This is a genomic window from Streptomyces sp. NPDC050287 (genome assembly GCF_044459385.1).
In the GTDB taxonomy this organism is placed as follows: Bacteria; Actinomycetota; Actinomycetes; order Streptomycetales; family Streptomycetaceae; genus Streptomyces.
In genome coordinates, this window is the sequence record NZ_JBITIY010000012.1 from 118,979 (window position 1) to 144,448 (window position 25,470).

Below are 25,470 nucleotides of genomic sequence, written 5' to 3' on the forward strand. Positions count from 1 at the left end.
GGTGATGGGGCTCCCGCCGTCCGCTCCGCCGCTCACCACTGCGCCGTGCCGCCGTCGACGCTGATCAGCGTGCCCGTGATGCCCGCGCCCGCGTCGCTCGCGAGCAGCCTGGCGACTGACGCGATCTGCTCGACGGTGGTGATCTTCTTGGTGGCGGCGTGCTCGGCGAACCGGCCCAGCCACTCCTCGTAAGTGATGCCCTCGGCCTCGGCCGCAGCCGGTCCCGCGGCACGCATCAGGTCGGTGTCGACGGCGCCGGGGCAGATCGCGTTGCAGGTGATGCCCACGGTGCCGTACTCGAACGCGGTCGCCTTGGTCAGACCGTGGATGGCGTGCTTGTTGGTGATGTAGTGGCTGATCGCGGGCTTGTTGGCCTGCTTGCCCTCGACCGAGGAGATGTTGATGACCCGGCCCCAGCCGCCGTCCAGCATGGGCTTCAGCGCACGCCGCGTGCCGTAGAAGTAGGCGTTGAGGTTCAGGTCGAGCGCCTTGTGCCAGGCCTCGTCGCTCAGCTCGTGGACGGGTGCGAAGCCCTCGGTGCCCCCGACGTTGTTGACCATGATGTCCAGTCGGCCGAAACGCTCGACCGTCCAGTCGACCAGTGCCTCGATGTCCGCCTGGCGGCTCGAGTCGCAGGCGTGGAAGACGGCCTTGTCACCGGCCTGGAGTTCCTCAAGCGCCTGCTTGCCCTTGATCTCCGAGCGGCCGCTGAGCACGACCGTCGCCCCGTCGGCCAGGAAGGCCTCGGCGATGGCGCGGCCGATACTGCGCGTGCTGCCCGTGATCACTGCGACACGTCCGTCGAGGCTGCCCGTAGCCACCATGCTGTTCTCCTGCGAGGTTCGTGGGTTGGTCATCTGGACGCTTCGTCCAGGAGGCGGTGGATGGTGCGGTGGAAGTGCTGCAGCCCGGGTTCGTTGCGTCCGAAGACGAAGTCGGTCCCGGCGAGGGCCTTCAGGCTCCGCTGCACTCCGTAGGTGGTCGCGTAGTCCTCGTCGCGGACCACCTCGTAGAACCACTCGCCGAACTGGTCGGCCGCGTGGCGCTCCTCCTCGGTGACGGCGGGCTCACGCAGCAGGATGATCTGCTGGGTCACCGATTCGGTGGCCGTACGGGGAATCACGATGGAGACGGCGATCTTGTTGCGCCAGGTGCCGGCGATGGCCAGACCGGGGAAGAGCCAGTAGATGGCTCCGACGATGTCACCCGGATCCCGCTGCTCCGCGGGCAGCTCCGCCAGGTCGGCGACCGGCCGTAGGGCCGCACCGAGGCGCTGATGAGGGCCCCAGGTGTCATGGGCCATCATGTTGGAGTAGTTCGTCTCGAAGACCGTCTTCGTGTGCAGCGACGCGAAGTGGTACGTCTCCAGGTACCCGTCGAGGGTGACCTTCCAGTTCGGGCTGGTCAGCTCGCGGGTGGCGTAGTGGTGGCAGTCCGCGAAGCGGAGCCCCTCCAGGAGCGGCTGCAGATCCCCCAGCCAGACGTCCAGGTCGTGCTCGGCGGCCGGATCGAGCGACACGAAGACGATGCCGGCGCGCTCACCGGCGGGAAGCTGGATGAGACTGCGCTTCTCGCGCGGTACCTCGCCGAAGGTCTTCTCGGCGTACACGCCGCGCAGTTCGCCCGCCAGGTCGTACGACCAGGCGTGGTACGGGCAGGTGATCCGCTTCGCCACGCCGCAGCCCGGCTCGACGAGCTCGGCGCCGCGGTGCCGGCAGGCGTTGATCATCGCGTGCACGACGCCCTTGCGGTCCCGGGTGATCAGGATGGGGACGCCGAGCACGTCCAGCGCCTTGTAGGTGCCAGGTCCGGGAAGCTCGGACGACATCGCCAGAGGCAGCGGAACGCTCCGGTGGACGGCGTCCATCTCCCGCAGCCAGCGGTCGGCGTCGAGGTAGTTGTCGACGGGTTCCGTCCACTGTTCCTCGGCCTCGTGCGTGGTGTTGTTGATGTAGTGCTCGATGACACGCTCGGCGAGCTCGGCCGCGTCCTGCCGCATCGCCGTGCCCGCGGCGTCCGTGGAACGGTCCTGGCCGATCCATGAGGTGTATTCCGGAGCGGGAGGCGGCAGGGGACGTTCGTCGTCCGCCGTCTGGGTCTCCGGTGAATTGATCTGGACCACGATGTCCTCAATCCTCCCAGCCGCGAGCTGGTGAAGGTTCCTGGTGCTACAGCTGCGCTGCGACCGCCACAAGAACAGGAGTTAGTGTTGTGTGTCAATAGAAAGTGCTCAACTCGGCCGGACGGGGATTCCACAGGTCACCCCTGCCTTCTGTGGCAGGGACACGCCCGGACCGACTGGATCTTTCTATTGAACGGCTCCAGCTACCGGGATGTGATGGCTGGCTGACGGAGGGGTGGCCCCATGGCGGATGAGACGACCGGTCCGGTCGGGGTGTCCGGGAGGGCGCGGATCACCCAGCCCTTCGAGGCCGGAGTCGTGGTGCGGGACCTGGAGGTGATGGAGCGCTTCTATGGTGAGGTGCTCGGCTGTGTCCCCGTGCACCGCTCGCACATCCCGCAGGCGATCGCCGGTCCGGCCGGACTGGGTGGACAGCTCCTCGTCGTCTGGCTCGAGGTGCCGTCCGGGGGCCGGATCAAGCTGATCCACCCGCGGGCGAGGGTGGTGTCGTCGCCGTGGGCCGGGCCGCTGGCCGAGCGCTGCGGCCTGGTCTACCTCACCTTCCATGTGGACGATATCGCACCCCTGGTCGCCGCCCTGCCGGCCGCTGGAGGCCGGCCGCTGTCGTCGCCGGTCGTGGTGTCGGCGCGGGGTCGGCGGATCAGCTTCTGGGCCGATCCGGAGGGCAACGCGCTGGAACTGGTCGACGAGCGCGGAGGGGTTCGTGAGCCCGGTCGGTCCGAGCCGTAGTAATTAGAGAACCTCTTCAGTAAGGTGCCCCAAGCCGGTTACTGTAGACCGACACAACAAAGTCCGATTGCGTGACACACCTCGCTCGGGGCGAAGGGGCGGACGATGGCTCAAAGGGCATCGAAGAAGTCGGCCGATCCGGCCGCGAACCAGGCATCGGCGCAGGTCGTCAGGGATCTGCACGAGCGCATGGTGCGCATCCGCCTGTTCGAGACCGAGGCGGGAAAACTCATGGAGGCCGGCAAGCTGCCGGGCTTCCTGCACCTCTACGTCGGTCAGGAGGCGGTCGCCGCGGGCGTGATGGCGGCCCTGCGCGACGACGACCAGATCACCTCCACGCACCGCGGGCACGGACACGCCGTGGCCAAGGGCGTCAGCTTCCGGCACATGTACTCCGAGCTGTACGGCCGCGTCACCGGCGCCTGCCTCGGCCGCGGCGGAAGCATGCACATCAACGATGTTACCCTCGGCATGCTCGGTGCCAACGGCATCGTCGGCGCCGGCGTCCCGATCGCCGTCGGCGCCGCCTTCGCCGCCCAGTACCGCGGCGAGGACAACATCGCCGTCACTTTCTTCGGCGACGGCGCCACCAACATCGGCAGCTTCCACGAGGGCGCCAACATGGCCGCCATCCTGCGCCTGCCGGTCCTGTTCATCTGCGAGAACAACGGCTACGCCGAGTTCACCCCGCAGTCGAAGCACATGCTGATCACCGACGTCGCCGACCGGGCCGCGTCCTACGGCATGCCCAGCGTGATCGTCGACGGCATGGACGCGCTCGCCGTCCACCAGGCCACCGTCGAGGCCGTCGCACGCGCCCGGGCCGGCGAGGGACCCATGTTCATCGAGGCCAAGACCTACCGCTACTACGACCACCAGGGCGTCAAGGGACTGCGTCACCCCTACCGCTCGGACGCGGAGGTCGAGGAGTGGAAGGCCCGCGACGCGATCGACCTCCTCGAGTCCCGTGCCCTCGCCGACGGCGCCGCCACCCGCGCCGAGCTGGACGACACCTGGCAGCGCACCCGCGACGAGATCGCCGAGGCCATCGCCTACGCCGAGGCCAGCCCGCTGCCCGACCCAGCCGACCTGCTCCTCAACGTCTACTCGGGATGACCGCCATGACCACCATCTCCGAAGCGCCCGCCGTCGCCCCGGACACCACGTCCCGCAAGCTCACCTACGTCAAGGCCTTCAACGAGGGTCTGGCGCAGGTCATGCGCGAGGACGAGAACGTCTTCGTCGCCGGGGAGGACGTCGCCGGGTACGGCGGTGTCTTCCGCATGTTCGACAACCTGCTCGACGAGTTCGGCCCCCGCCGGATGATCGACACCCCGATCTCCGAGGCCGCGCTCGTCGGCCTGGGCGTGGGCGCCGCCGCCCGGGGACTGCGCCCCGTCGTCGACCTGATGTTCATGGACTTCATCGGCGTCTGCCTGGACCAGATCGTCAACCAGGCCGCCAAGATGAAGTACATGTTCGGCGGTTCGGTGTCGGTGCCGCTGACCATCACCACCGCCTCCGGAGCCGGCCTCGGCGCCGCCGCCCAGCACAGCCAGAGCCTGGAGGCCTGGCTCTGCCACGTGCCCGGCCTCAAGGTCGTCATGCCGTGCGACGCGTACACCGCCAAGGGCCTGACGGTCTCCGCGATCCGGGACAACAACCCGGTCGTCGTGATGCTCAACAAGGTCCTGCTGGGCAGCAAGAGCGAGGTGCCCGAGGAGATCTACGGCATCCCGCTCGGCCAGGCCCACACCGCGCGGCAGGGCTCCGACGTCACGGTCATCGCCCTGGGCCGCATGGTGGGCGAGGCACTCGCGGCGGCCGAGGAACTGGCCGCCGAAGGCATCGAGGTCGAGGTCATCGACCCGCGCACCGTGCAGCCCCTCGACACCGAGACCATGATTGCCTCCGTGCGCCGCACGAACCGGGTCCTCGTGGTGCACGAGGCCGTGACCTTCGGCGGTCTCGGCGGGGAGATCGCCGCCCAGATCCAGGACGCGGCCTTCGACTACCTGGACGCTCCGGTCCTGCGCATCGGCGCGCCCTTCTCCCCGGTGCCTTTCTCCCCGGTGCTGGAGAAGGCCTACGTGCCCGACCAGGCCCGCATCGTGCAGGGCTGCCGTCGTCTCCTCGAAAGGTCGTGACCGAAGTGGCGGTCGAGGTTCTGCTGCCGAAGATCGGCCTGACCATGCAGGAAGGCACGATCGACGAGTGGCTGGTGCCGGCCGGCGGTGTTGTCGCGGAGGGCGACCCGCTCGTGCGGCTGGCCACCGACAAGGTCGACGTGGACGTCGAGGCGGAGGCCGGGGGACTGTTCCACCCGGTGGTCCAGGCCGGGGCGACCGTCCCGGCCGGTGCGCTCATCGGGTGGCTGCTGGCCGAAGGGGAGGAGCCACCGGGTGCGGGGGGCACGACCGCCCCCACCGACTCCGTGTCCGCCGACTCCGCGCCCGCCGGCACGGACGTGGTGCCGGCCGGCGGAGGCGTTGGCGCCCTGGCGCCGTCGCTCGGCGGATCCGCGGGGCTCAATGGCTCGGGGGGCCGACTCCTGGCTTCCCCGAACGCCCGGCGGGTGGCCTCCGAGGCCGGCGTCGACCTCACCGCCGTACGCGGCACCGGCCCCGGTGGCCGGATCGTCTCCGAGGACGTGGAGGAGTATCTGCTCGCCTCGGCGGCCCAGCCGCCCGCCGTCCTCTCGGCGGACCCGGTCACCCCCACCTCCCCCCTGGTCCGCCGGCTGGCGAAGGAGCGGGGTATCGACCTCGCGGACGTACGCCCCACCGGTGCGGGCGGACGGATCCGGCGGGCCGACCTCGACGCCGCCACCCCGGCGGCCGCCCTGGTACGCTCCACGGCGACGCCCCGCCAGGCCACCGCCTCACCCCAGCCCGGAGACGTCATCCCCCTCACCGGGATGCGCGGCACCATCGCCCGCCGGATGCACGCCAGCCTCCAGGAGATGGCGCAGCTGACCCACGGTTACGAAGTGCGGATGGACGCCGTCGTAGCCCTGCGCGCCCAGCTGAAGCAGGAGTGGGCCGACACCGACCTGCCCGTGCCGAGCCTCAACGACTTCCTCATGAAGGCCGCCGCGCTGGCCCTGCGCGCCCACCCGCTGCTCAACGCGACGGTGCTCGAGGACGGCGTCCACCTGTACGAGGCCATCCACCTCGGGTTCGCCGTCGCGGTGCCGGGCGGCCTGCTCGTCCCGGTGATCGAGAACGCGGCGGAGCTTCCCTTGCCCGAAGTCGCCCGCAGAGCAAGGGAATTGGCGGACAACGCCCGATCCGGCCGGATCTCCCCGGCGCTGCTGGAAGGCGCCACGTTCACCGTCACCTCGCTCGGCGGGTACGGCGTCGACTTCTTCACCCCCGTGATCAACCCAGGCAACGTCGCCATCCTCGGCGTGGGCAGGCTCAGGGACGGCGTCGAGTGGGTGGACGAGCAGCCGCGGCGGACCCAGGTGCTCACCCTGAGCCTCACCTTCGACCACCGTGCCGTGGACGGGGCGCCCGCTGCCGAGTATCTGCGCACGGTCGGTGAGCTGCTGCGCAAACCCCTGCGGCTGCTGGTCTGACCTCCCCCGCTCCGCGCCCGTCGACCGCCACCCACGCACCCGGTCGGCGGGCGCGGCCCACCCATGGTCCGGTCCGGCTACTCGGCCGCCGGATCGGCGATCCGCTCGGCGAGCCGGCCCACCTCGCGGAGGAACGAACGGTGCCCGAGGGACCGGTAGACGTCGTCGCCCCGGACCTGCGAGATCGCCGCGGCTTCCAGGAGCGCCAGCACGCCCAGGCCGATCACCGCCGCCTCGGCGTCCGTGACCGGCTCACGGCCCTTGCGGACCAGCCGGACCAACTCCTCCAGCAACTGCGTACGGATCTCGTGGCGCAGTGCCTCCGCCTCCTGGCTCATGCCGGCCGAGGACACGAAGAACACGGTGGCGGCCGACCGGTGCTCGCCCAGCCAGACCACCAGCGCGGTCACGGCCGGCCCGATGTCGGAGCCGGGCTCGTGCGCCTCGGTGAGCGTCTCCACCTGCTCGCGCAGTGCGGCGGCGAACACCCGCATCCCCTCCACCAGGACCTGGTCCTTGGAGGAGAAGTGGTAGTACACGGCGGCCGACGTCATCTCCGCCCGCGCCGCGATGTCGGCCACCGTCACCTCGTCGGGAGGCTGGGTGGCGAAGAGTTCCGTGGCTGCCTCGATCACCCACTGCCTGCGCGAAGGGCGGTGAGCTGCGCGCGTCCCGGATGTAGTCATGGTGTCAAGTATGCCGTGATCTTCGTGCTTCAGAACCACTGGGACACCAGGATTTACGGACCCGACCTGGGACAGTAACTGGATAACATGGTCAGTACGCCGGAGCGCACAGGCACCGGTCACGGCAACCGTCAGGGAGCATGATGGCCACCACGAACGGCAAGCAGCCCGCCCACCGTCCTTCGCGACGACAGCACATCATCAGCGCCGCTGTCCGGGTGTTCGGCCGCAACGGCTTCGCGGAGACCAGTGTGCAGGACATCGCGGACGAGGCCCAGGTGGTGCCCACGGCCGTCTACTACCACTTCTCGGGCAAGGAGGAACTTCTCGAACTGGCCATGCGGCGGGTCTTCGACCAGTTGAACACGGTCGTGGAGACGGCCCGCCCGGACACCGAGCCGGGTGACGCCGAGGGCCTGCTGCGCGTCATCGACGCCGTATGGGAGTGGGTGGAGAAGAACCCGGACGAGGCCCGCCTCTACCAGGTCCAGATCGCCTCCGCCAACGGCAACATCAAGCTGCTGCGCGACGAGTTCGAGCAGCGGCACATCCAGCGGGCGTACGACTATCTGCCCGAGAGCTCCACCCGCAGCCCCCGCGCGGCCAAGGCACGGCACGCGTCGCAGGCACTCGCGGTCCGCACCCTGATCAGTACGACCATCCTCGTGACCGCGCTGCGCACGGAGGGCGGACCGCTGTCCCAACTGCCGTCCCGGTCCGTGCAGGAAGCGGTGAGGGCCCTGGCGCTGCGCATCGTCGCCGCCGAAGAGAAGGCCGAGCCGGAGGCCACCCGGGCCTGAACGGCGAACGGGTGGCGGGAAGTCTGTTCAGGAGCGACAGGCGGGGAGCCTGTTCGGAGGGGCAGGCGCGGAGCCTGCTCAGGAAGGACAGCGGATCGCACGCGTCCCCGAGCACAGCGTTCCGTGCGTCACCAGGGCAGCGGTCCGCGCTCGGCGAACAGCCCGCCGGTCGTCTCGTCGCCCTCCGGGAGGGTCGCCAGCCAGACGGGCGTGTCCGCGCCCTTCTCCGGACCGCGGGGGGCGGCCGGGCCGCCCATGCCGCTGCGGGTCCAGCCGGGGTCGGCCGCGTTGACCAGGACGCCCGTGCCGGCCAACTCACCGGCGAGCATCCGGGTCAGGGCGTTGAGCGCGGTCTTGGAGACGCGGTAGGCCGGATGCCTGCCGGAGTCCATCAGCGCCAGTGAGCCGTACGAACTGGTGAGGTTGACCACGCGTCCGTAGCCCGCTCGCACCATGGCCGGGACGACCGCCTCGGCCATCCGCCAGGCACCCACCAGATTGATGTCCAGCGTGGCGCGCAGGACCTCCTCGTCGAGGTACGGCGGCCGCAGGTCACCGTCCAGGGACACGCCGGCGTTGTTCACCAGTACGTCGATTCCGCGCCCGCCACCGAGCAGTTCCCCTGCCTCACGCATCGCCTCGCGGACGCTGAGCACGGATCCCACGTCCAGGGCGAGCGGCAGGGCCGCCGGGCCGATGGCGTGGCACACCTCCTCGGCCGCCTCCCGCTTCCGTGCCCCGACCAGAACCCGCAGCCCCCGGTCGGCGAGTTGTCGGCAGATCTCCACGCCGATCCCCCGTGCACCGCCGGTGACCAGGGCGGTTCTGCGCTCGCTCATGATAGTTCCCTTCGGTTCTCGGTCCGCCGGCAAGGACACGAGTGTTCAGACCGTCAGCACCGCGCACGCGCTGATCCCCGGCGCCCCGTACACATGGGTGAAGCCCACCCGGGGGCCGCCCGGCACCTGTACTCCCGGTGCGCGGCCCTGCAACTGCCGTACGACTTCGTGGAACTGGCGCAGCCCCGAGGCGCCGACCGGTTCGCCGCCCGCCAGGCATCCGCCGTCGGTGTTGACGGGGATCCGGCCCGTGGGATCGGTGTCTCCCGCGGCCAGCAGGTGTTCCTGCTCGCCGTGCTCGCACAGCCCGGTCTCCGCCAGGTGGATCAACTCCGAGCCGCTGTCGGTGTCCTGCAGCTGGGCCACCTGGACGTCGGCGGGCCGCAGACCGGCCCCACGGAAGACCGCCTGAGCCGCGTCGACGCTCGGGCTGCGGTGCGGTCCCGGCGGCAGCCAGGGCGAGAACACCTCGAACGATCCGAACCGTCTGGTCCGGAAGGCCAGCGACGCGAGCCTGACCGGGCGTTCGCACAGGTCGAACGCGCGGTCGCCGCGGGCCAGCACCAGCGCGGCCGCGCCCTGCCCCGGGGAGCAGAACATGTACTGGGTGAGCGGCGGGCTCACTTCGGGGGAGTGCAGGATCTCGTCCTCCGTCAGCTCCTTGCGCCGCCAGGCCAGGGGATGGCGCGAGCCGTTGCGGAAGGCGCGTGCGGCCACCGTCGCCAGCGCCCGCTCCGCGATGCCGTGCTCGTGGAGATAGCGCTGCGTCTTGAGGGCGAAGAACTGGGTCGTCAGCATCAACCCGGTCTCCGCGTACCAGTCACCGAGACCGTAGCGGGCCGCCGAGACATGGAACGCGCCCCGCTCGTGCTTGTCGAACCCCACGGCCAGGCCCAGCGACGCCTCGCCCGCCCGCAGCGCGTTGGCCACCGCGAGCACCGTCGAGGCGCCGGTCGCGCAGCCGTTCTGCACATTGACGAACGGCACGCCGGTCAGTCCGAGCCGGCCCACCAGTGTGTCGGGTTTGCCGGACACGTCGGAGCCGCCGGCCGCGTACCCGATGTCCTCCCACGCGACCCCGGCGTCGGCCAGCGCCTCCCGTACCGCGCGGGCGGCCATGTCCATCCCGGTGACGGACTCGTCGCGGCCGAAGGGATGCATCCCGCATCCGACCACGTAGATCTCGTCGGCGCGGTTCATCGCCGTCCTCCCGGATCGGCACAGAACGCGAAGGTCAGCACGTCGCTCCCGTCCTCGTCCTGGTACGCGGGCACCGTGGTGAGCCGGACCGGCAGCCCGATCCGGATCTGAGGGCGGGACACCTCCAGCCGCGCTTCGACCAGCACCTCGCCGAGGTCCACATAGCCCACGTGATACGGCCGGTAACCGTCGGCCGGCGTCCGGTACGGCGGCTTGGGCGGGAACGCCTGCGCCGTCCACGACCACACCAGGCCCCTCACCGGCAGCGGGTGCGCGGACATGGACCCGTCCGAGCACCTGGGGCAGGAGTCCTGCCGGGGAAAGACGACGGTGCCGCACCCGGAGCAGCGCGCGCCCACGAGGCGCGGTGGATCGGCCCCGTCGAACAGGCCGTCGTCGATGAGTCTGGTGGTCATGCTGTCGTCCTGTCCTCTTGCCGACTGGCCACGAATCCGGGGCCACGAATCCCGGCCACGCATCTGCCGGCCACGGTTCTGCGGTCCACAGGGCCGCGGCCCACGGGCTGGGCCATGGGGCTGCGGGCTACCAGCCCAGCAGCCCGGCGAGCCGTTCCCGGTGGTGTGCCGCGCCGCCCAGGAGTACGGCGTCGGACTGCGCGCGACGGAAGTACAGGTGCGCGTCGTGCTCCCAGGTGAAGCCCATGCCGCCGTGCAGCTGGACACACTCCGCCGCGACGAACGTGAAGGCCTCGCCGCACCAGGACTGAGCCACCGCCGCGGCTTCCGCGAGCGCCTCGGGGGAGCCGGCCACACGGACCGCGCGTACCACGGCCGACCGCGCGGACTCCACCTGGAGCAGCATGTCCGCGCAGGTGTGCTTCACGGCCTGGAAACTCCCGATGGCTCTGCCGAACTGCGTACGGTCCCGCACATGCGCCACGGTCATGTCCAGCGCCGCCTGCGCACCGCCGAGTTGCTCGGCGGCCAGCGCCACCAGGGCCGTGTCCAGGGCGCGGGTGACGACCTCGGCCCCCTCACCGCCGGCGGTCAGCGCATGTGCCCGGACACCGGAGAACGTGACCACCGCCTGACCCCGGCTCAGGTCCAGCGTGGGCACCCGCAGGACGCTGACGCCCGGTGCGCGCGGGTCGGCGAGGAAGAGGTCCACGCCGTCGGGACCGGTGGCCGCGACCACGAGCGTCTCGGCGTCGGCCCCGTCCAGTACGAAGGGCGCCGTGCCGTCCAGGACCGCGTCGCCGCCACGCCAGGTGACCGCCACCGGCACGTCGTCCGGTCGCCACACGCCGTCGGGCGCGGCCACCGCCAGCGCGTGCACCCGGCCTCCGGCCAGCTCCGCCAGCGGCCCGGCGGCGGTGCCGCAGCCGGCCAGTACCTGCCCGGCGAGCACGGTCGAGGACAGCAGCGGCACCGGTGTCAGCGTCCTGCCCAGCTCCTCGCAGACCACGGCGATCTCCGCCAGGCCGCCGATGCCCCCGGCGGACTCCGGCAGGCCGAGGGCCGCGAGGCCCACCTGCCGGCCGAGGGTGTCCCACAGGCCGGCGTCGATGCCGGGGGCGTGCTCGTCGAGCTCACGCACGGCCGCGATGCCGCCCGCGTCCGCGCACACCGACCGCACGGTCTCGCGCAGGTCCTCCAGCTCGGCGTCGGACGCGGGCGTCTCGGCCGCCGGGCCGGCGTGGTGGGTCACGGTCGTCGTCATGTCGCTGTCCCGTTCCGGTCGCTCCCGCGCTCGCGCAGCGCGCTGTGCGCCGCCGCCATCCGGGCGACCGGCACGCGGTGCGCGGAGCACGAGACGTAGTCCAGTCCCAGGTCGTCGCAGAACGCGATCGACTCGGGGTCCCCGCCGTGCTCACCGCACACGCCGAGCTTGATGTCGGGCCGGACGGTCCTGGCCCGCTCCACGGCCAGCGCGATCAGCGCGCCGACGCCGTGCGGGTCCAGCCGCGCGAACGGGCTGGCGGTGAGGAACCCGCGCTCCTGGTACGCGGTGAGCACCTGGCGCTCCACGTCGTCCCGGGAGAACCCGTAGGTGAGCTGGGTGAGGTCGTTGGTGCCGAAGGAGAAGAACTCGGCGTGCTCGGCGAGCTCGGCGGCGAGCAGGGCGGCCCGCGGGGTCTCGATCATCGTCCCCAGCCGGTACGGCACCTCCACCCCGGTGCGAGCCGCGACCGTCGCGGCAGCCTCGCGCACGAATCCGGCTGCTGCCTGAAGCTCCTCCGGCAGGCTGACGAGCGGGATCATCACCTCCAGCTGGGGGGTGACACCCGTGGCGGCGACATCGGCCCAGGCGGAGAAGAGCGCCTCGGCCTGCGCCGGGTACAGCCGCTCGTGCAGCAGCGCCAGACGCACGCCGCGCAGCCCGAGCATCGGGTTGGCCTCCCGCAGCGACGCGGCCCGCTGCTCCGCCGCGGTGTCACCTGCGGCCTCGGCTTCGCCGGGGGCGGGCAGGAACTCGTGCAGCGGCGCGTCCAGCAGGCGCACGGTGACCGGACGGTCGCCGACCGCGGTCAGCAGCGCCTTGAAGTCCTCGTGCTGGGCGTGTTCCAAGGCGACCAGGGCCTCGTCGCGGGCCTCGGGATCGGCGGCCAGGATCACGCTGCGGATCAGCGGCAGCCGCTCGCCGAGGAACTGGTGCTCCGTACGGCACAGACCCACGCCCTGCGCGCCGAGGGCGATGGCCGTGTCCACCTCCGCCGCGGTGTCGGCGTTGACCCGCACCCCGAGCCGTCGCGCGTCGTCCGCCCACTCCAGCAGGGTGGACAGTTCCGGCGGGGGGCCGGCGACACTGACGGTCAGCGTTCCGGCGTAGACGGCGCCGGTACGGCCGTCGAGGGACACGGGGTCGCCCTCGCGCAGCGTTCGGTCCCCGATCCGTACGGTGCCGGCCGCCCGGTCGACCCGCAGTCCCTCCGCGCCGCACACCGCGGGCTTGCCGGCACCGCGCGCCACCACCGCCGCATGTGAGGCGATGCCTCCGCTGCCGGTGAGGACCGCGGCGGCGGCCAGCATCCCGGGGACGTCGGCCGGGGTGGTCTCGTGCATCACCAGGACGGCGGGTGCGTCCTCGGCGGCCAGCTCCAGGGCGCGTTCGCTGGACAGCGCGATGACGCCGGTCGCCGCGCCGGGGGACGCGGGCAGCCCGCGCACCAGAAGGTCCTCGTCGCCGGTCAGCCTCAGCTGCGGGTGAAGCAGTTCCTGCACCTGGGCGGGAGCGATCCGGCGTATCGCTTCTCGCGTGTCGATCGCCCCGTCCCGCGCCAGGTCCGCCGCCAGGCACACCGAGGCGCGCAGTGGCGGACGGCTCTGCACCGAGGCGGCGAGCAGGGAGATCTCCCCGTCGCGGACCTCGAAGTCGACGGAGACCGGTGCGTGCAGATGGCGCTCGAGGGTGAGCAGCGCATGCTCGAGGAGAGTGGTGCCCGCGGCCAGTTTCTCCAACGGTTCGCCGGTGTGCGGGGGCGGAGCACTGCGGCGTACGCCCCGGAAGTACGAGCCCAGGGCGGAGAACCGACCGCTCTCGGGGTGGCGGCTGACCGCCGTCCCGTACCCCGAGCGGTCCGAGGGGCCGATACGCAGCGCCTGTACGTGCAGGGCGATACCGAGATCGGCGGGAAGCTTCTGGGCCTTGCGCGACCTTCTGGCACGCGGCGAGTCCCAGCGCGCGAGGACCGCCCGGGCGGCCAGGGCGAGCTGCTCGGCCGGGTCGCCCGGGAAGGGGCGTTCGGCGTGCTGCTCGACCAGGGCCAGCAGGGCTTCGACGCGGGCGCGGGGCCCCGGGGCGTCGAGGAGGGCGTCGTCCAGCACCGCCGCGGGTACGTCGAGCGCGTACTCCGCGATCATCCGGACCGTGGCCGCCCACACCTCGTACAGGGCCTCCGCGCGGCCGATGACATTGATCAGGTCCCCGGCGTTGTCCGGGGTGACGCCGAGACAGGCGAGGTCGGGCGGCAGTCCGGCGACCTCGCGCGGCGCGCTCGCCGACAGCCGCAGCAGCAGGGGCCGGGCCGGGTCGCCGACGCGTCGGCCCGACAGCTGCTCGACGAGTTCGACGGCCGCCCGGGCGGTGCCGGGTTCGCCCAGCGACCGCGCGGAGCCCGCGGGTACCGTCAGGCCCGGGACGACCGGCAGCCCGAGGGCCACCAGCCGGTCCATCGCGGTTCCGTGCGCGCCCAGCTCATCGGCGTCCAGTCCCCGGGTCAGGCCCTGGCCGTACGGCACGAGGGCGAGGCCCGGAGACTGGGACTGGGGCTGGAGCGGGGACTGCGGCTGGGTCTGGGTCGGGGCGACGGTTCCCGCCGGTCGGTCGGTGACGCTCAACCTCGGCTCCTTCGGACCAGCTCCTCTTCGAGGGCCTCGTCCTGGGCCCGGCTGATGCCCAGGACCAGCAGCAGCTCCTGGTGCAGCCGCATCCACACCGTGTGGTACGAGTCGCACAGCGGGGAGGCCAGCCACTGCGTGCCGCCGTCGTCGAACCGCTCGAGCGCGTCCTCCAGGCCGGTGAGATACCGGCCGCTGTCCGCGAGCAGCCGCTCCAGCCTGCGCAGCACCGGCTGGATGGCCTCGTGCACGTCCTCCAGCGCCTCGCGCACCTCGGCGTCGTAGACGCTGTCGCTGTGGTCGTTGACGCTGCCGTCCGGCCGGCACTGCCAGGCCGTGCAGACCTCGCGCACCTTCCGGTTGACCGGCAGGAACGCCTCGTAGACGGCGTTGATCTGGTCCTGGAGCTCCGAGCCGGCCGGTATCCGCAGCATCTTCGCCGCGGCGTTCTTCGCCGCCTCGGTGGGCAGCACCATGGGGCCCTTCACCATGGCGAGCCCCGCGTCGACCAGTGGGCGGTACTCGGACTCGGGCGCACCGCGCCACATGCCGCGCAGGACGAGGTCGATCACGGCATGAGTGAGGGACGTGTCCAGAGTGTCTGTCCGCTCCGCGGCAGCAGAATGCATCTCCACACCTTCTCTGTGGGGCGCGGGCTCATGCCGCGCGGCGACGGGGTGCCGGGTCGCAGGGGTTGCGATGAGTGATGCGTCGCAGGGGACCGCGAACTGTGTTGCCCGGAGGTTACGCCCGAGGGGACCTGTTAGTGAAGAGGAACTCAAGAAACACTTTGCGGCGTCTCCTCCTTCGGTCGTGCGGAAGCCGGCCTGGACCGGGACCGTGCGGCGAGAAACGACTCCATCGCGTCCTGGGCCTCCGGGCCACCCGCCAGAGCGGCGATCGAGCGCGCCTCCGCGGCGAGATGTTCCTTCAGCGAGGATCCGGCACCGGCCCGCAGCAGTTCCTTCGCGGCCCGCAGGGCCGGAGCGGATCCGGCCGCCAGCCCGGCGGCGCTCCGGTACGCGGTGTCGTCCAGTTCGTCGTCCTCCACCACCCGGGACACCAGCCCCCACCGCTCGGCGTCCTCGCCGGTCAGGACCCGGTTCGTGAGAATCAGGTCCGCCGCGCGCCGCGGCCCCAGCAGGCGTTGCAGGACCCATGAGGAACCGCAGTCCGGGGTGAGCCCGATCGCCGTGTAGGCCAGCCGGAACCGCGCCGACCGGGCCGCCAGGACGAGGTCGCCCGTCAGGGCCAGCCCGATGCCGCCGCCCGCCGCCGCGCCGCGCACGGCGGTCACCACGGGCACAGGCAGCTCGTGCAGGGCCCGCACCGCCTCGTGTGCGGCGGTGGCGACCGCGTGCACATAGGAGGAGGTGTCCGCACCCCGTCCGGCGAAGGCGCGCAGGTCACCGCCCACGCAGAAGTTCCCGCCCGCCGCCCGCAACAGGACCGCGCCGCCCGGATCCTCGGTGATGCCGGCAGCCGCGTCGCGCAGGGCTTCGGCGGTCGGGAGGTCGAGGGCGTTGCCGCGTCCCGGGTCGTCGAGCAACAGCTCGACCACTCCTTCGCTGTGGCGGACGACCCGGACCGGCTGGGTGCTCATCGGAGGCCTTCTCCCGTCGTCGGGAACTGCTCGAGAATGGCGTTCACATACTGGACCCGCTCTACAGTTTCGGCAATGGGATACCCCCCGCTCTCGCCGAGTGACCTACGCCGCACGGCATTCTCCGCTCACCTGGTGGGGCAGATACTTGACCCGCTGTACAGTTCTGGCGATGCGGCGGGCACCGGCGCCCGCTCGCCCGTCGGCGGGAGGAACCACCGTGCCGATCCAGTTCGATGTCGATCCGTCGGTCGCCCGGCTCGCCGAGGCCACCGCCGATTTCGTCCGCGATGTGGTGATCCCTGCGGAGCGCGAATGCCGCGGTTCCGTCCACGACGCCCCGCAAGCGCTGCGGGAAACCCTGCAGAAGGCCGCCCGTGAGGCGGGCGTGTTCGCGCCGCACGTCCCCGAGCGGTGGGGCGGACACGGGCTCGACCTGCGCGGACAGGCGGTGGTGTTCGAGGCCGCCGGGTACTCCGTGCTCGGCCCGCTCGCGCTCAACTGCGCGGCCCCGGACGAGGGCAACATGCACCTGCTCGAGAAGGTGGCCACCGAGGAACAGCAGGAGCGCTATCTGCGTCCGCTGGCCGCCGGCGAGTACCGCTCGTGCTTCGCGATGACCGAACCGGCGCCGGGCGCGGGCGCCGACCCCCGCGCGCTGATGACCACGGCGGTCCGGGTCCCCGGCGGCTGGCGCATCGACGGGCGCAAGTGGTTCATCACCGGGGCCGACGGCGCCGCCTTCACCATCGTGATGGCCCGCACCGACGGCAGCCCCGGAGGCTCGGGAGGCGCCACCATGTTCCTCGTCGACGCCGGAAACCCGGGCATGCGGATCGTCAGGAACATCGACACACTGGACGAGAGTCTTTTCGCCGGCCACAGCGAGGTCGTGTTCGACGGCTGCGTTGTGGGCGAGGACCGGGTGCTCGGACAGGTGCACCGGGGCTTCGAGAACGCCCAGGTCCGCCTCGGTCCCGCCCGGCTGACCCACTGCATGCGCTGGCTCGGGTCCGCCCGGCGGGCCCAGGACGTCGCCCTGGAGCGCGCCGGGACCCGGCAGGCCTTCGGCTCGCTGCTGGGGGACCTGGGCATGGTGCAGCAGATGCTGGCCGACTCCGAGATCGACATCGAGGCGAGCCGCGCGCTGATCTGGCGTACCGCCTGGGAGCTGGACAACGCCTCCGCGAGTGCCGCGCAGTTCTCCTCGGTCTCCAAGGTCTTCGTGGCGGAGGCGGTGGGCCGGGTCGTCGACCGGGCCGTGCAGATCTGTGGCGCGCTGGGCATCTCGGCCGAGGACGCCCCCCTGGCGCGTCTGATCAGAGAGGTGCGGCCGTTCCGGATCTACGACGGCCCGTCCGAGACCCATCGATTCGCCATCGCCCGCCGCGCGGTGAAGCCGTACCGTCAGCCGCGCGCTTGACCGAATCCGCCGGCTCCTGACGGAGCGTCGGACGTCGAGACCGATGTGGTTTCTTTTCATCGACTACAGCCAGCCGAGGCTTTCCAGGCTCTCTACTAGGACGTCCTAGTAATTTACTAGGACGTCCTAGTAACCTGGCCTCCCCACCCGTCGCCCGTCCCCACGGGCAGGCCGTCCGGAGTACACCGTGACCGATGGCACCAGCACACCGAAGCTCCACCAAGCGCAGTACCCGGTGCGTCTCGTCACCGCATCCAGCCTCTTCGACGGCCACGACGCCTCGATCAACATCATGCGGCGCATCCTCCAGGCGCAGGGGGCCGAGGTCGTCCACCTGGGCCACAACCGCTCGGTCGGCGAGATCGTGGACGCCGCCGTGGAGGAGGACGTCCAGGGCGTGGCCGTCAGCTCCTACCAGGGCGGCCACGTCGAGTACTTCGAATACCTCGCCGAACTGCTCCGCGAACGCGGCGCCGGCCATGTGAAGGTCTTCGGCGGCGGGGGCGGGGTCATCGTCCCCGAGGAGATCCAGCGGCTCGCCGACGCCGGAGTGCGGATCTTCTCCCCGCAGGACGGCCAGCGCCTCGGCCTCACCGGCATGATCAACACCATTGTCCGGGACTGCGACTCGGCTCCTTGGGAGGACACCCCCGCCCAGCTCACCGCCGTACTCGCGGGCGAACGCCCCGCACTCGCCCGGCTGCTGAGCGCTCTGCAGTCCGCCACCGTGCCGGACGAGGACCTGCGGACCCTGCGCAGCGCCGCCGCCGCACGCTCCGTACCCGTCCTCGGCATCACCGGCACCGGCGGCGCGGGCAAGTCGTCCCTCACCGACGAACTCGTACGGCGGCTGCGTGTCGACCAGCAGGACAAGCTGCGCGTGGCCGTGCTCGCCGTCGACCCGACCCGGCGGCGCGGCGGCGGAGCGCTGCTCGGTGACCGGATCCGGATGAACAGCCTGGACGGCGACCGGGTCTTCTTCCGGTCCCTGGCCACCCGAGGCCACCATGAACTCCCCGAAGGTCTCGCCGACTCCGTCGCCGCCTGCAAGGCAGCCGGATACGACCTGGTGATCGTGGAGACCCCGGGCATCGGCCAGGGGGACGCGGCGATCGCCCCGTACTCAGACGTCTCGCTGTACGTCATGACTCCCGAGTTCGGTGCCGCTTCCCAGCTCGAGAAGATCGACATGCTGGACTTCGCCGACGTCGTCGCCATCAACAAGTTCGAGCGACGCGGTGCGGCGGACGCGATGCGTGACGTCGGCCGCCAGCTGGTGCGCAACCGCGAGGCGTTCACCTCACGTCCGGAGGACATGCCGGTCTTCGGCACGAGCGCCGCGACCTTCAACGACGACGGCGTCACCGCCCTCTACCAGCACCTGCTCGGGCTGCTCACCGAACACGGCCTGTCGGCCGCACCCGGCACCCTCCCGGCGGCCACCGTGCGGCACTCCACCGGCGCCGCGCAGATCGTGCCCACCGGCCGGGTGCGCTACCTCGCCGAGATCGCGGAGACCGTCCGCGGCTACCACGCCGACACCGCCACGCAGGCCGACGCCGCCCGGCGCGTCCAGCGCCTGAGCGCCGTACGCGACGAACTGGCCGCGGTCGCCGCACCCACCGCCGACGTCGAGAAGCTGCTCGCCGACGCCGAGGAGAGCCTCGACGAGTCCGCGCGCCGGCTGCTGGCCGACTGGCCGGAGACCGTCCGCGCCTACTCGGGCGAGGAACTCGTGACCGTCACCCGCGGCCGCCAACAGCGCACCGCCCTGGTCCGCGAATCGCTCTCCGGCAACCTCGTCCCCCGCGTCGCCCTGCCCCGCTACACCGACCACGGCGAACTGCTGCGTTTCCTGCGCGCGGAGAACCTGCCCGGCCGCTTCCCCTTCACCGCGGGCGTGTTCCCCTTCAAACGCGAGGGCGAGGACCCGGCGCGGATGTTCGCCGGCGAGGGCGACCCCCAGCGCACCAACCGCCGCTTCCGCTATCTGTCCAAGGACAGCGAGGCCACCCGCCTGTCCACCGCCTTCGACTCCGTCACCCTCTACGGCCACGACCCGGCCCTGCGCCCCGACATCTACGGCAAGGTCGGCACGTCAGGCGTCTCCGTGGCCACCCTCGACGACATGAAGGCGCTCTACGCGGGCTTCGACCTCACCGCCCCCACCACCTCGGTCTCCATGACCATCAACGGCCCCGCGCCCACCGTCCTGGCCTTCTTCCTCAACACCGCCATCGACCAGCGGCTCGACGCCTTCACCGCCGAACACGGCCGCGAACCGACGGCCGAGGAGTCGGCGGAGATCCGGTCCTACGTCCTGCAGAACACCCGGGGCACGGTCCAGGCCGACATCCTCAAGGAGGACCAGGGCCAGAACACCTGCCTGTTCTCCACCGAGTTCAGCCTGCGGATGATGGCCGACATCCAGGAGTGGTTCATCGAGCAGGGCGTACGCAACTTCTACTCGGTGTCCATCTCCGGTTACCACATCGCCGAGGCCGGCGCGAACCCCATCAGCCAGCTCGCGTTCACCCTCACCAACGGCTTCACCTACGTCGAGGCGTATCTGGCCCGCGGCATGTCCGTCGACGACTTCGCGCCCAACCTGTCCTTCTTCTTCTCCAACGGCATGGACCCCGAGTACACCGTCCTCGGCCGGGTCGCCCGCCGCATCTGGGCAGTCGCCATGCGCGAGAAGTACGGGGCGGGGGAGCGCAGCCAGAAACTCAAGTACCACGTCCAGACCTCGGGCCGCTCCCTGCACGCCCAGGAGATGGACTTCAACGACATCCGCACCACCCTGCAGGCACTCATCGCCATCTACGACAACTGCAACAGCCTGCACACCAACGCCTACGACGAGGCCGTCACCACCCCCACCGAGGACTCCGTCCGCCGGGCCCTGGCCATCCAGCTCATCATCAACCGTGAGTGGGGCCTTGCGATGAACGAGAACCCGCTGCAGGGCTCGTACATCATCGACGAACTCACCGACCTCGTCGAAGAGGCCGTCCTGACCGAGTTCGAGCGGATCAGCGAGCGCGGCGGGGTCCTCGGCGCCATGGAGACGGGTTACCAGCGCGGCCGCATCCAGGACGAGTCGATGCTCTACGAGCAGCGCAAGCACGACGGAACGCTGCCGATCATCGGCGTCAACACCTTCCGCAAGCCCGGCGGCGACAGCGACCACCAAGTGGTCGAACTGGCCCGCGCCACCGAAGCGGAGAAGCAGTCCCAGCTCGCCCGCGTCGAGGACTTCCGCGCCCGCCACAGCGCCGAGGCTGAGGCCGCGCTCACCGCACTCAAGCGCGCCGCCACCAGCGGCGAGAATGCCTTCGCCGTCCTGATGGACGCCGCCCGGGTCTGCTCGCTCCAGCAGATCACCGAGGCGTTCTTCGAAGTCGGCGGCGAGTACCGCCGCAACGTCTGAGTACCGCCCGCACACCCCTCTGTCCACACTTCGTCCCACGCAAAGGGCCACTCGCATGGAAACTGTCTCGCGTCTCGGTGTCGTCGGCTGCGGTCTCATGGGCTCCGGCATCGCCGAAGTCGCCGCCCTCAGCGGCAGCGGCATCGACGTACTGGTCGCCGAGTCGTCCTCCGAAGCAGCCGAGGCCGGCCGCCGTCGTGTCGAGGCCTCCCTCGACCGCGGACTGCGCCGCGGCAAGATCACCGAGGAGGCACGGGACGGCGCACGCGCCCGTCTGAGCTACACCGACGACCTCAGGGACCTGGCCGACCGCCAGTTCGTGATCGAGGCCGTCGCCGAGAACCGCGACCTGAAGACCGGCGTCCTCAAAACCCTCGACGAGGTCGTCACCGATCCCGAGGCGATCCTCGCCACCAACACCTCGTCGATTCCCATCGTCGACCTCGCGGTGGCGACCCGGCGGCCCACCCATGTCCTGGGCATCCACTTCTTCAACCCCGTACCCGTACAGGCCCTGGTCGAGATCATCCCGGCCCTCACCACGACCCCCGACACCCTCGTCCGGGCCAGGGCCTTCGTCTCCGAAGCCCTGGGCAAGGAGGTCGTCGAGGCGACCGACCGCTCCGGCTTCGTGGTCAACGCACTCCTCGTGCCCTATCTGCTCGCAGCGGTACGCATGGTGGAGTCCGGATCCGCGACGCCCGAGGACATCGACCGCGGCATGGAACTGGGCTGCGCCCACCCCATGGGCCCGCTGCGGCTGCTCGACCTCATCGGTCTCGACACCGCACAGGCGGTGGCGGAGTCCATGTACGAGGAGTTCAAGGAGCCCCTGTACGCGCCGCCCGCGCTGCTGCGCCGCATGGTCGCCGCCGGCCGCCTGGGCCGCAAGAGCGGCCACGGATTCTACGACCACACCGCCGCCTGACCGGCTGGTCCGGGCGGCCACCGGGCCGCCCGGACCAGCCGGCGAGGCCGACGCCCCACTGAGCCGAGCCGTGCCCTCATCATCTGCGGACGGCCTGCGCGGTACGCCTTCCCGGCGGCGCGGCCCGCATCCGTGACGCCCGGTGGAACAGGCCGCCCACACCGGCTGCCAGCGCCCACGCTTCAACTGCCTACCTTCTTCCGCACGTTTCGTGTGCGGCCAGAGGATCACGCACGGCCGGCCTCGAACACGCCGACCAGCCCCCGGACACGAGGTGGGGCAGACCCTACTTGCCCTCACGCATCAGGGGATCCGGTAGACGAAGACGTGAGAACGCGACTCGGCGGTGAATTCGGCGCCGGACCAGTCGGCGTGCCTGCTCTCGAGTCGGAATCCGGCCAGTTGAGCCATGAGGTCGAGTTCGGCCGGCCAGATGTAGCGGTGGGGGCTGCGGAACACCTGAGCCTGATCGGTCGCGTCGAACCGGAAGTGGTGCGACACGACCTGAAACTCGACGACGGTGACAGGGACTCCGCGCCCAGCGAACGGGACGGCAACCCGGCCGGTCCCGATGGCGAACTCGAGCGCTGCTCCGTCGCCGGCGAGTTCGGCGAGGCGGTCCACGGCCGGCCCCAGGATCTCGGGCGCGAACATGCCGGTTCCGGGTGTGTCATAGCGCTGCGCGGCGGCAGCGTCCCAGATGTTCTCCTGCTGCATCCCGTCGACACTCGCCGCCGCCCTGTCGGATGTCCACCGAGTTCTCGCCCGGTGGATCACCATGTCCTCCGCTGCGGACAAGGCGAGACCGACCTGGATCCTGCGGACCGACTGCCGGGACGGACAAGGCGCGGTGGCACTGTGCTCCGTGGGAGCAGGAGTGGGGAGCCGGGTGCCTGTGAGCGCCGGTGGCGGGTACACGGTACGGGTACACACGGGTGCTCGACGGCAGGGACGGGAGCGAAGCGGGTGGCGGTCAAGGCGATGGGTTGGGCGCATTCGTTTCCCGTGTCCGGTGGCGTGCGCGCTGGGCGGCAATGGACACGACGGCAGCTGGAGTCCTTGCCATGGACCGCTGCTGAGCCGGAGACGGTGGACGCTGTCGTCCTGACCGTGTCCGAGCTGCTCACCAACGCTCACATCCACGCGCACAGCGACGCGCATCTGGTTCTCACCTGGGACGGCGACTGCCTGCATGTGAGCGTCCACGACGAGGATCCGACATTGCCGCGGCAGCGTGCCCCGCAGGAGGGTGAGGCGTCCGGTCGCGGGGTGGGGATCGTTCGGATGCTCGCCGACGAGTGGGAGACGAAGTGCCAGCGGCACGGCAAGACGGTGACGGCGTGCTTCCGCCCGGCCGGCGCCGACCGTTCGGGCGACAGCTGAGGAGAACCCCGCGCGGGCACGCACCGCGCGTCCGCACGGGCCACGGCGGCTCACGCCCTCGCGTCCGGCCCCGGACAGGCCGGCTCCCTCGGACCACTCCGAAGGACCTCGCCCGCTGCCCTCGCCACCTCAGGCGGAAGGAATGACGAACTCGAGCTCGGGACGGTCCCACGCCACCGCGGGTGGGTTCGCGGACACGGTCCCGGTGGGCACCGCACCCACGGTGCGGTAGAAGCCCTCGGCGGGAGGATGCGACACCACCCGGACGCGGTCGAGGCCGGCGGCACGGGCCTCGGACTCCATGTGCGCCACGAGCAGCCGTCCAAGACCACGTCCCTGAGCTCCGTCGGCGACGAACAGCAGGTCGAGCTCCGGTGGGGCGAGGACGAGCGAGTAGAACCCCAGGACACGGCTCTCGTGCTCGTCGGCGGTGACGGCCACGAAGACACGATGGGTCTCGATGTAGTCGGGACCGACCCGGTAGTCCGCGACCAGGGCCGCGTACTGCCCTGCGTAGGCGCGTGACCCCCGCACGAGCCGCGTGAGCCGTTTGGCGTCCCGCGCGACGGCCCTCCGTATCGTGACCGTCCCGCTCCGGGGCGTAATGCGTGCATTCATCAGGAAAGCATTATGTCCCAGGTCCTCCAAGAGACATTGCGGACGCTCCCTCAGCGCCCGGCGAACCCGGATCAGGCGACGGTGAACCGGAACGCTCCGGTGCCCCCGCCCATGGTCAGCCAGATGTGGCCCTCCTCCTTGACGATCCGCATCGCGACGTACGCGCAACCCGGGCAGCGGGCCGTGAGGCCGGGATCGGGGCCGTAGACGTGCAGCTCGGCGAGCGGACCCGAGCGGGCGCACTCCGGGCAGCGCCACCAGGCGGTGGTGGGTTCCACGGTGAGGATTTCCGAGAGCGGTCCGGCCAGGCAGTTGCCGTCGAGGTGAGCGGCGGTGTCGTCGGCCACGAGGTCCTCCGAAGCGGGAAGCGGGCGGCGGTTCAGCCGAAGCGTTCGGTGCGGATGGTGGCCGGGTTGCGGCCGAGGCCGGTCAGCAGGTCGCCGACGGTCTCCACGAAGCCGGTGGGGCCGCAGACGTAGACCGGGCTCGACGGCTGCAGCCGGGCCACCGGGTCCGCGAGGTCGTCCGCCGTGATGCGGCCGGGACCGCGGGTGGTGTCCGGCGGGGGTTTGCGGGTGTAGACGAAGCGGACATCGAGACCTGGATGCCCGTCGTCGAGGTGATCGCGGTACCAGACGTCGTCCGCACCGCGCACGGAGTACACCAGGTGCAGTGGCACCTGTGAGCTGGACCTGCGGTGGGCCCGGATCATGGCCGCGAGGGGGACGACGCCCGAGCCCCCCGCCACCAGGAGCGCCGGTTCGCGTTGCGCGGGCCGCCAGACGAACCAGTTGCCGAGCGGGCCGCGGACCTCCACGTCCGCGCCGATCGGCAGGGCGTCGGCGAGATACGGCGAGACCTCGCCGTCGGGCAGAGCCTGAACGCCCAGTTCGATGCGGTTGCCCTCGGTGGGCGCGGCCAGGGAGTAGCTGCGTACGGCCTGGTAGCCGTCGTCGGCGGTCAGCCGGACGTCGACGTGCTGGCCGGGCAGGTGGCCGGGCCAGTCGGGAACGGTGAGGACCAGGGTGCGCGCGGTGGCGGTCTGCGGCCGGCGCTCGACGAGCCGTGCCCTGCGCCAGACGACGGCCATGGTCAGTCCCCCCAGTTGCGCTGCTCGCGCCACGGGTCGCCGTAGTTGTGGTAGCCGACGCTCTCCCAGAAACCGGGTTCGTCCTCATGGGTGAGCCGCAGCCCGTTCACCCACTTCGCCGACTTCCAGAAGTACAGGTGAGGGACGAGCAGGCGGGCTGGGCCGCCGTGCTCCGGGGACAGCGGGTAGCCGTCGTACGTGTGGACGATCCAGGCCTGGCCGTCGAGGAGGTCCTCCAGCGGGAGGTTCGTGGTGTAGCCGCCGTAGCTGCTGACGACGGCGTAGTCCGCGGCCGTCTCGACGTCCTCGAGGAAGGCGTCCAGCGGCACCCCGCGCCACCGGGTGTCGAACTTCGACCAGCGCGTGACGCAGTGGATGTCCCGCACGGTCTCCTGCTGCGGCAGTTCCATCATCTGGTCCCACGTCCACGAGCGCCGCTCGCCGAGCTCCGTGGTGACGGTGAACTGCCAGGTGTCGACGGGGATCTTGGGCGTGGGTCCCGCGGAGAGCACCGGGAACGACTCGGTCGGGTACTGCCCTGGTGGCAGTTTGTCGGTCAGCCGACGCTCGCGCCCGTGAAAGCCGGGGGAGAAGGAATTCACCAGCGTCATCTCCTGAGCACGTCGGTCCGCGACTGTCCGCAGCTGTCGGCGTTCGCCGAGAAGCGTGCGAACGCGTCATAAGAAGTGTCCGGCACCGGGGATCCGTTCACCAGTC

The 25,470-nt window shown here is 71.1% G+C and carries 24 protein-coding genes; 9 read left to right on the top strand and 15 right to left on the bottom strand.

The window, feature by feature from the left end:
* Nucleotides 1-32 precede the first annotated feature (32 nt).
* Both ACIBK3_RS34615 and ACIBK3_RS34620 read right to left on the bottom strand, forming a co-directional pair.
* Entirely contained in the window at nt 33-857 is an 825-nt protein-coding gene (locus ACIBK3_RS34615) for an SDR family NAD(P)-dependent oxidoreductase (protein WP_399371516.1), read from the bottom strand.
* Nucleotides 854-2,122, bottom strand: coding sequence for an aromatic ring-hydroxylating dioxygenase subunit alpha (locus tag ACIBK3_RS34620; protein ID WP_399371517.1), 1,269 nt, complete (start codon nt 2,120-2,122; stop codon nt 854-856). The genes ACIBK3_RS34615 and ACIBK3_RS34620 overlap by 4 nt, the downstream gene beginning before the upstream one ends.
* A gap of 243 nt (nt 2,123-2,365) precedes the next feature.
* Between ACIBK3_RS34620 and ACIBK3_RS34625 the strand changes: the two genes are divergently transcribed.
* From ACIBK3_RS34625 to ACIBK3_RS34640, 4 genes are all read left to right on the top strand, one after another.
* Complete coding sequence (locus ACIBK3_RS34625; RefSeq protein ID WP_399371519.1) at nt 2,366-2,872, top strand: VOC family protein; 507 nt, start codon at nt 2,366-2,368, stop codon at nt 2,870-2,872.
* A gap of 105 nt (nt 2,873-2,977) precedes the next feature.
* On the top strand, nt 2,978-3,988 hold the full coding sequence (locus ACIBK3_RS34630) for a thiamine pyrophosphate-dependent dehydrogenase E1 component subunit alpha (RefSeq protein ID WP_399371520.1): 1,011 nt from the start codon (nt 2,978-2,980) through the stop codon (nt 3,986-3,988).
* A gap of 5 nt (nt 3,989-3,993) precedes the next feature.
* The gene (locus ACIBK3_RS34635; protein WP_399371522.1) at nt 3,994-5,019 is read left to right on the top strand and encodes an alpha-ketoacid dehydrogenase subunit beta; all 1,026 of its coding nucleotides are present in this window, start codon (nt 3,994-3,996) and stop codon (nt 5,017-5,019) included.
* A complete protein-coding gene (locus ACIBK3_RS34640) occupies nt 5,016-6,452 on the top strand; it encodes a 2-oxo acid dehydrogenase subunit E2 (protein WP_399371524.1) in 1,437 nt (478 codons plus the stop codon). The genes ACIBK3_RS34635 and ACIBK3_RS34640 overlap by 4 nt, the downstream gene beginning before the upstream one ends.
* A gap of 77 nt (nt 6,453-6,529) precedes the next feature.
* Here the strand turns inward: ACIBK3_RS34640 and ACIBK3_RS34645 are convergent, their stop codons facing one another.
* The gene (locus ACIBK3_RS34645; protein WP_399371526.1) at nt 6,530-7,138 is read right to left on the bottom strand and encodes a TetR/AcrR family transcriptional regulator; all 609 of its coding nucleotides are present in this window, start codon (nt 7,136-7,138) and stop codon (nt 6,530-6,532) included.
* A 140-nt stretch (nt 7,139-7,278) separates the two neighbouring features.
* Between ACIBK3_RS34645 and ACIBK3_RS34650 the strand changes: the two genes are divergently transcribed.
* Nucleotides 7,279-7,938: a TetR/AcrR family transcriptional regulator gene (locus tag ACIBK3_RS34650; RefSeq protein WP_399371527.1), complete on the top strand. Its 660-nt coding sequence runs from the start codon at nt 7,279-7,281 to the stop codon at nt 7,936-7,938.
* A gap of 128 nt (nt 7,939-8,066) precedes the next feature.
* On the opposite strand, the gene ACIBK3_RS34655 is transcribed toward ACIBK3_RS34650, so the two are convergent.
* The 7 genes from ACIBK3_RS34655 to ACIBK3_RS34685 form a co-directional block, all read right to left on the bottom strand.
* Nucleotides 8,067-8,777 (bottom strand): SDR family NAD(P)-dependent oxidoreductase, encoded by a 711-nt coding sequence (locus ACIBK3_RS34655; RefSeq protein ID WP_399371528.1) that lies wholly within the window; start codon nt 8,775-8,777, stop codon nt 8,067-8,069.
* Between the two features lie 45 nt (nt 8,778-8,822).
* Nucleotides 8,823-9,977: a thiolase family protein gene (locus ACIBK3_RS34660; protein WP_399371530.1), complete on the bottom strand. Its 1,155-nt coding sequence runs from the start codon at nt 9,975-9,977 to the stop codon at nt 8,823-8,825.
* Nucleotides 9,974-10,393, bottom strand: a complete 420-nt coding sequence (locus ACIBK3_RS34665; protein WP_399371533.1) for a Zn-ribbon domain-containing OB-fold protein — start codon at nt 10,391-10,393, stop codon at nt 9,974-9,976. Before ACIBK3_RS34665 ends, ACIBK3_RS34660 begins: the two co-directional genes overlap by 4 nt.
* 127 nt (nt 10,394-10,520) lie before the next feature.
* Entirely contained in the window at nt 10,521-11,657 is a 1,137-nt protein-coding gene (locus tag ACIBK3_RS34670) for an acyl-CoA dehydrogenase family protein (RefSeq protein WP_399371535.1), read from the bottom strand.
* Nucleotides 11,654-14,275, bottom strand: a complete 2,622-nt coding sequence (locus tag ACIBK3_RS34675; protein WP_399371536.1) for a putative PEP-binding protein — start codon at nt 14,273-14,275, stop codon at nt 11,654-11,656. The genes ACIBK3_RS34670 and ACIBK3_RS34675 overlap by 4 nt, the downstream gene beginning before the upstream one ends.
* A complete protein-coding gene (locus tag ACIBK3_RS34680) occupies nt 14,272-14,904 on the bottom strand; it encodes a hypothetical protein (RefSeq protein ID WP_399371538.1) in 633 nt (210 codons plus the stop codon). Before ACIBK3_RS34680 ends, ACIBK3_RS34675 begins: the two co-directional genes overlap by 4 nt.
* A gap of 149 nt (nt 14,905-15,053) precedes the next feature.
* Nucleotides 15,054-15,878: an enoyl-CoA hydratase/isomerase family protein gene (locus ACIBK3_RS34685; protein ID WP_399371540.1), complete on the bottom strand. Its 825-nt coding sequence runs from the start codon at nt 15,876-15,878 to the stop codon at nt 15,054-15,056.
* A gap of 220 nt (nt 15,879-16,098) precedes the next feature.
* Between ACIBK3_RS34685 and ACIBK3_RS34690 the strand changes: the two genes are divergently transcribed.
* From ACIBK3_RS34690 to ACIBK3_RS34700, 3 genes are all read left to right on the top strand, one after another.
* Nucleotides 16,099-17,301 (top strand): acyl-CoA dehydrogenase family protein, encoded by a 1,203-nt coding sequence (locus ACIBK3_RS34690; RefSeq protein WP_399371542.1) that lies wholly within the window; start codon nt 16,099-16,101, stop codon nt 17,299-17,301.
* 187 nt (nt 17,302-17,488) lie between these two features.
* Nucleotides 17,489-20,734: a fused isobutyryl-CoA mutase/GTPase IcmF gene (gene icmF / locus ACIBK3_RS34695; protein WP_399371543.1), complete on the top strand. Its 3,246-nt coding sequence runs from the start codon at nt 17,489-17,491 to the stop codon at nt 20,732-20,734.
* A gap of 55 nt (nt 20,735-20,789) precedes the next feature.
* The gene (locus ACIBK3_RS34700; protein ID WP_399371544.1) at nt 20,790-21,662 is read left to right on the top strand and encodes a 3-hydroxybutyryl-CoA dehydrogenase; all 873 of its coding nucleotides are present in this window, start codon (nt 20,790-20,792) and stop codon (nt 21,660-21,662) included.
* A 303-nt stretch (nt 21,663-21,965) separates the two neighbouring features.
* Here ACIBK3_RS34700 and ACIBK3_RS34705 read toward each other — a convergent pair whose 3' ends face one another.
* Nucleotides 21,966-22,379, bottom strand: coding sequence for a hypothetical protein (locus tag ACIBK3_RS34705; protein ID WP_399371546.1), 414 nt, complete (start codon nt 22,377-22,379; stop codon nt 21,966-21,968).
* Nucleotides 22,380-22,628: 249 nt separating this feature from the next.
* On the opposite strand from ACIBK3_RS34705, the gene ACIBK3_RS34710 reads away from it, so the two are divergent.
* A complete protein-coding gene (locus ACIBK3_RS34710) occupies nt 22,629-23,045 on the top strand; it encodes an ATP-binding protein (protein WP_399371547.1) in 417 nt (138 codons plus the stop codon).
* A 129-nt stretch (nt 23,046-23,174) separates the two neighbouring features.
* Here the strand turns inward: ACIBK3_RS34710 and ACIBK3_RS34715 are convergent, their stop codons facing one another.
* The 4 genes from ACIBK3_RS34715 to ACIBK3_RS34730 form a co-directional block, all read right to left on the bottom strand.
* Nucleotides 23,175-23,663 carry a GNAT family N-acetyltransferase gene (locus ACIBK3_RS34715; RefSeq protein ID WP_399371548.1) on the bottom strand — a complete coding sequence of 163 codons (489 nt, stop codon included), beginning with the start codon at nt 23,661-23,663 and terminating at the stop codon, nt 23,175-23,177.
* A gap of 71 nt (nt 23,664-23,734) precedes the next feature.
* The gene (locus tag ACIBK3_RS34720; protein WP_399371550.1) at nt 23,735-24,010 is read right to left on the bottom strand and encodes a DUF6510 family protein; all 276 of its coding nucleotides are present in this window, start codon (nt 24,008-24,010) and stop codon (nt 23,735-23,737) included.
* Between the two features lie 32 nt (nt 24,011-24,042).
* The gene (locus tag ACIBK3_RS34725; protein ID WP_399371551.1) at nt 24,043-24,753 is read right to left on the bottom strand and encodes a ferredoxin reductase; all 711 of its coding nucleotides are present in this window, start codon (nt 24,751-24,753) and stop codon (nt 24,043-24,045) included.
* A 2-nt stretch (nt 24,754-24,755) separates the two neighbouring features.
* The gene (locus ACIBK3_RS34730; protein WP_399371553.1) at nt 24,756-25,364 is read right to left on the bottom strand and encodes a sulfite oxidase-like oxidoreductase; all 609 of its coding nucleotides are present in this window, start codon (nt 25,362-25,364) and stop codon (nt 24,756-24,758) included.
* Nucleotides 25,365-25,470 lie beyond the last annotated feature (106 nt).

Excerpts from the sequence above, each read along its gene's own strand:
- ACIBK3_RS34730 (WP_399371553.1), bottom strand. The coding sequence starts at position 25,364 with ATGACGCTGGTGAATTCCTTCTCCCCCGGCTTTCACGGGCGCGAGCGT.
- ACIBK3_RS34715 (WP_399371548.1), bottom strand. The coding sequence starts at position 23,663 with ATGAATGCACGCATTACGCCCCGGAGCGGGACGGTCACGATACGGAGG.
- ACIBK3_RS34705 (WP_399371546.1), bottom strand. The coding sequence starts at position 22,379 with ATGCAGCAGGAGAACATCTGGGACGCTGCCGCCGCGCAGCGCTATGAC.
- ACIBK3_RS34615 (WP_399371516.1), bottom strand. The coding sequence starts at position 857 with ATGACCAACCCACGAACCTCGCAGGAGAACAGCATGGTGGCTACGGGC.
- ACIBK3_RS34700 (WP_399371544.1), top strand. The coding sequence starts at position 20,790 with ATGGAAACTGTCTCGCGTCTCGGTGTCGTCGGCTGCGGTCTCATGGGC.
- ACIBK3_RS34685 (WP_399371540.1), bottom strand. The coding sequence starts at position 15,878 with ATGAGCACCCAGCCGGTCCGGGTCGTCCGCCACAGCGAAGGAGTGGTC.
- ACIBK3_RS34680 (WP_399371538.1), bottom strand. The coding sequence starts at position 14,904 with ATGCATTCTGCTGCCGCGGAGCGGACAGACACTCTGGACACGTCCCTC.
- ACIBK3_RS34630 (WP_399371520.1), top strand. The coding sequence starts at position 2,978 with ATGGCTCAAAGGGCATCGAAGAAGTCGGCCGATCCGGCCGCGAACCAG.
- ACIBK3_RS34725 (WP_399371551.1), bottom strand. The coding sequence starts at position 24,753 with ATGGCCGTCGTCTGGCGCAGGGCACGGCTCGTCGAGCGCCGGCCGCAG.
- ACIBK3_RS34635 (WP_399371522.1), top strand. The coding sequence starts at position 3,994 with ATGACCACCATCTCCGAAGCGCCCGCCGTCGCCCCGGACACCACGTCC.
- ACIBK3_RS34650 (WP_399371527.1), top strand. The coding sequence starts at position 7,279 with ATGATGGCCACCACGAACGGCAAGCAGCCCGCCCACCGTCCTTCGCGA.
- ACIBK3_RS34665 (WP_399371533.1), bottom strand. The coding sequence starts at position 10,393 with ATGACCACCAGACTCATCGACGACGGCCTGTTCGACGGGGCCGATCCA.
- ACIBK3_RS34670 (WP_399371535.1), bottom strand. The coding sequence starts at position 11,657 with ATGACGACGACCGTGACCCACCACGCCGGCCCGGCGGCCGAGACGCCC.
- ACIBK3_RS34655 (WP_399371528.1), bottom strand. The coding sequence starts at position 8,777 with ATGAGCGAGCGCAGAACCGCCCTGGTCACCGGCGGTGCACGGGGGATC.
- ACIBK3_RS34625 (WP_399371519.1), top strand. The coding sequence starts at position 2,366 with ATGGCGGATGAGACGACCGGTCCGGTCGGGGTGTCCGGGAGGGCGCGG.
- ACIBK3_RS34645 (WP_399371526.1), bottom strand. The coding sequence starts at position 7,138 with ATGACTACATCCGGGACGCGCGCAGCTCACCGCCCTTCGCGCAGGCAG.
- ACIBK3_RS34660 (WP_399371530.1), bottom strand. The coding sequence starts at position 9,977 with ATGAACCGCGCCGACGAGATCTACGTGGTCGGATGCGGGATGCATCCC.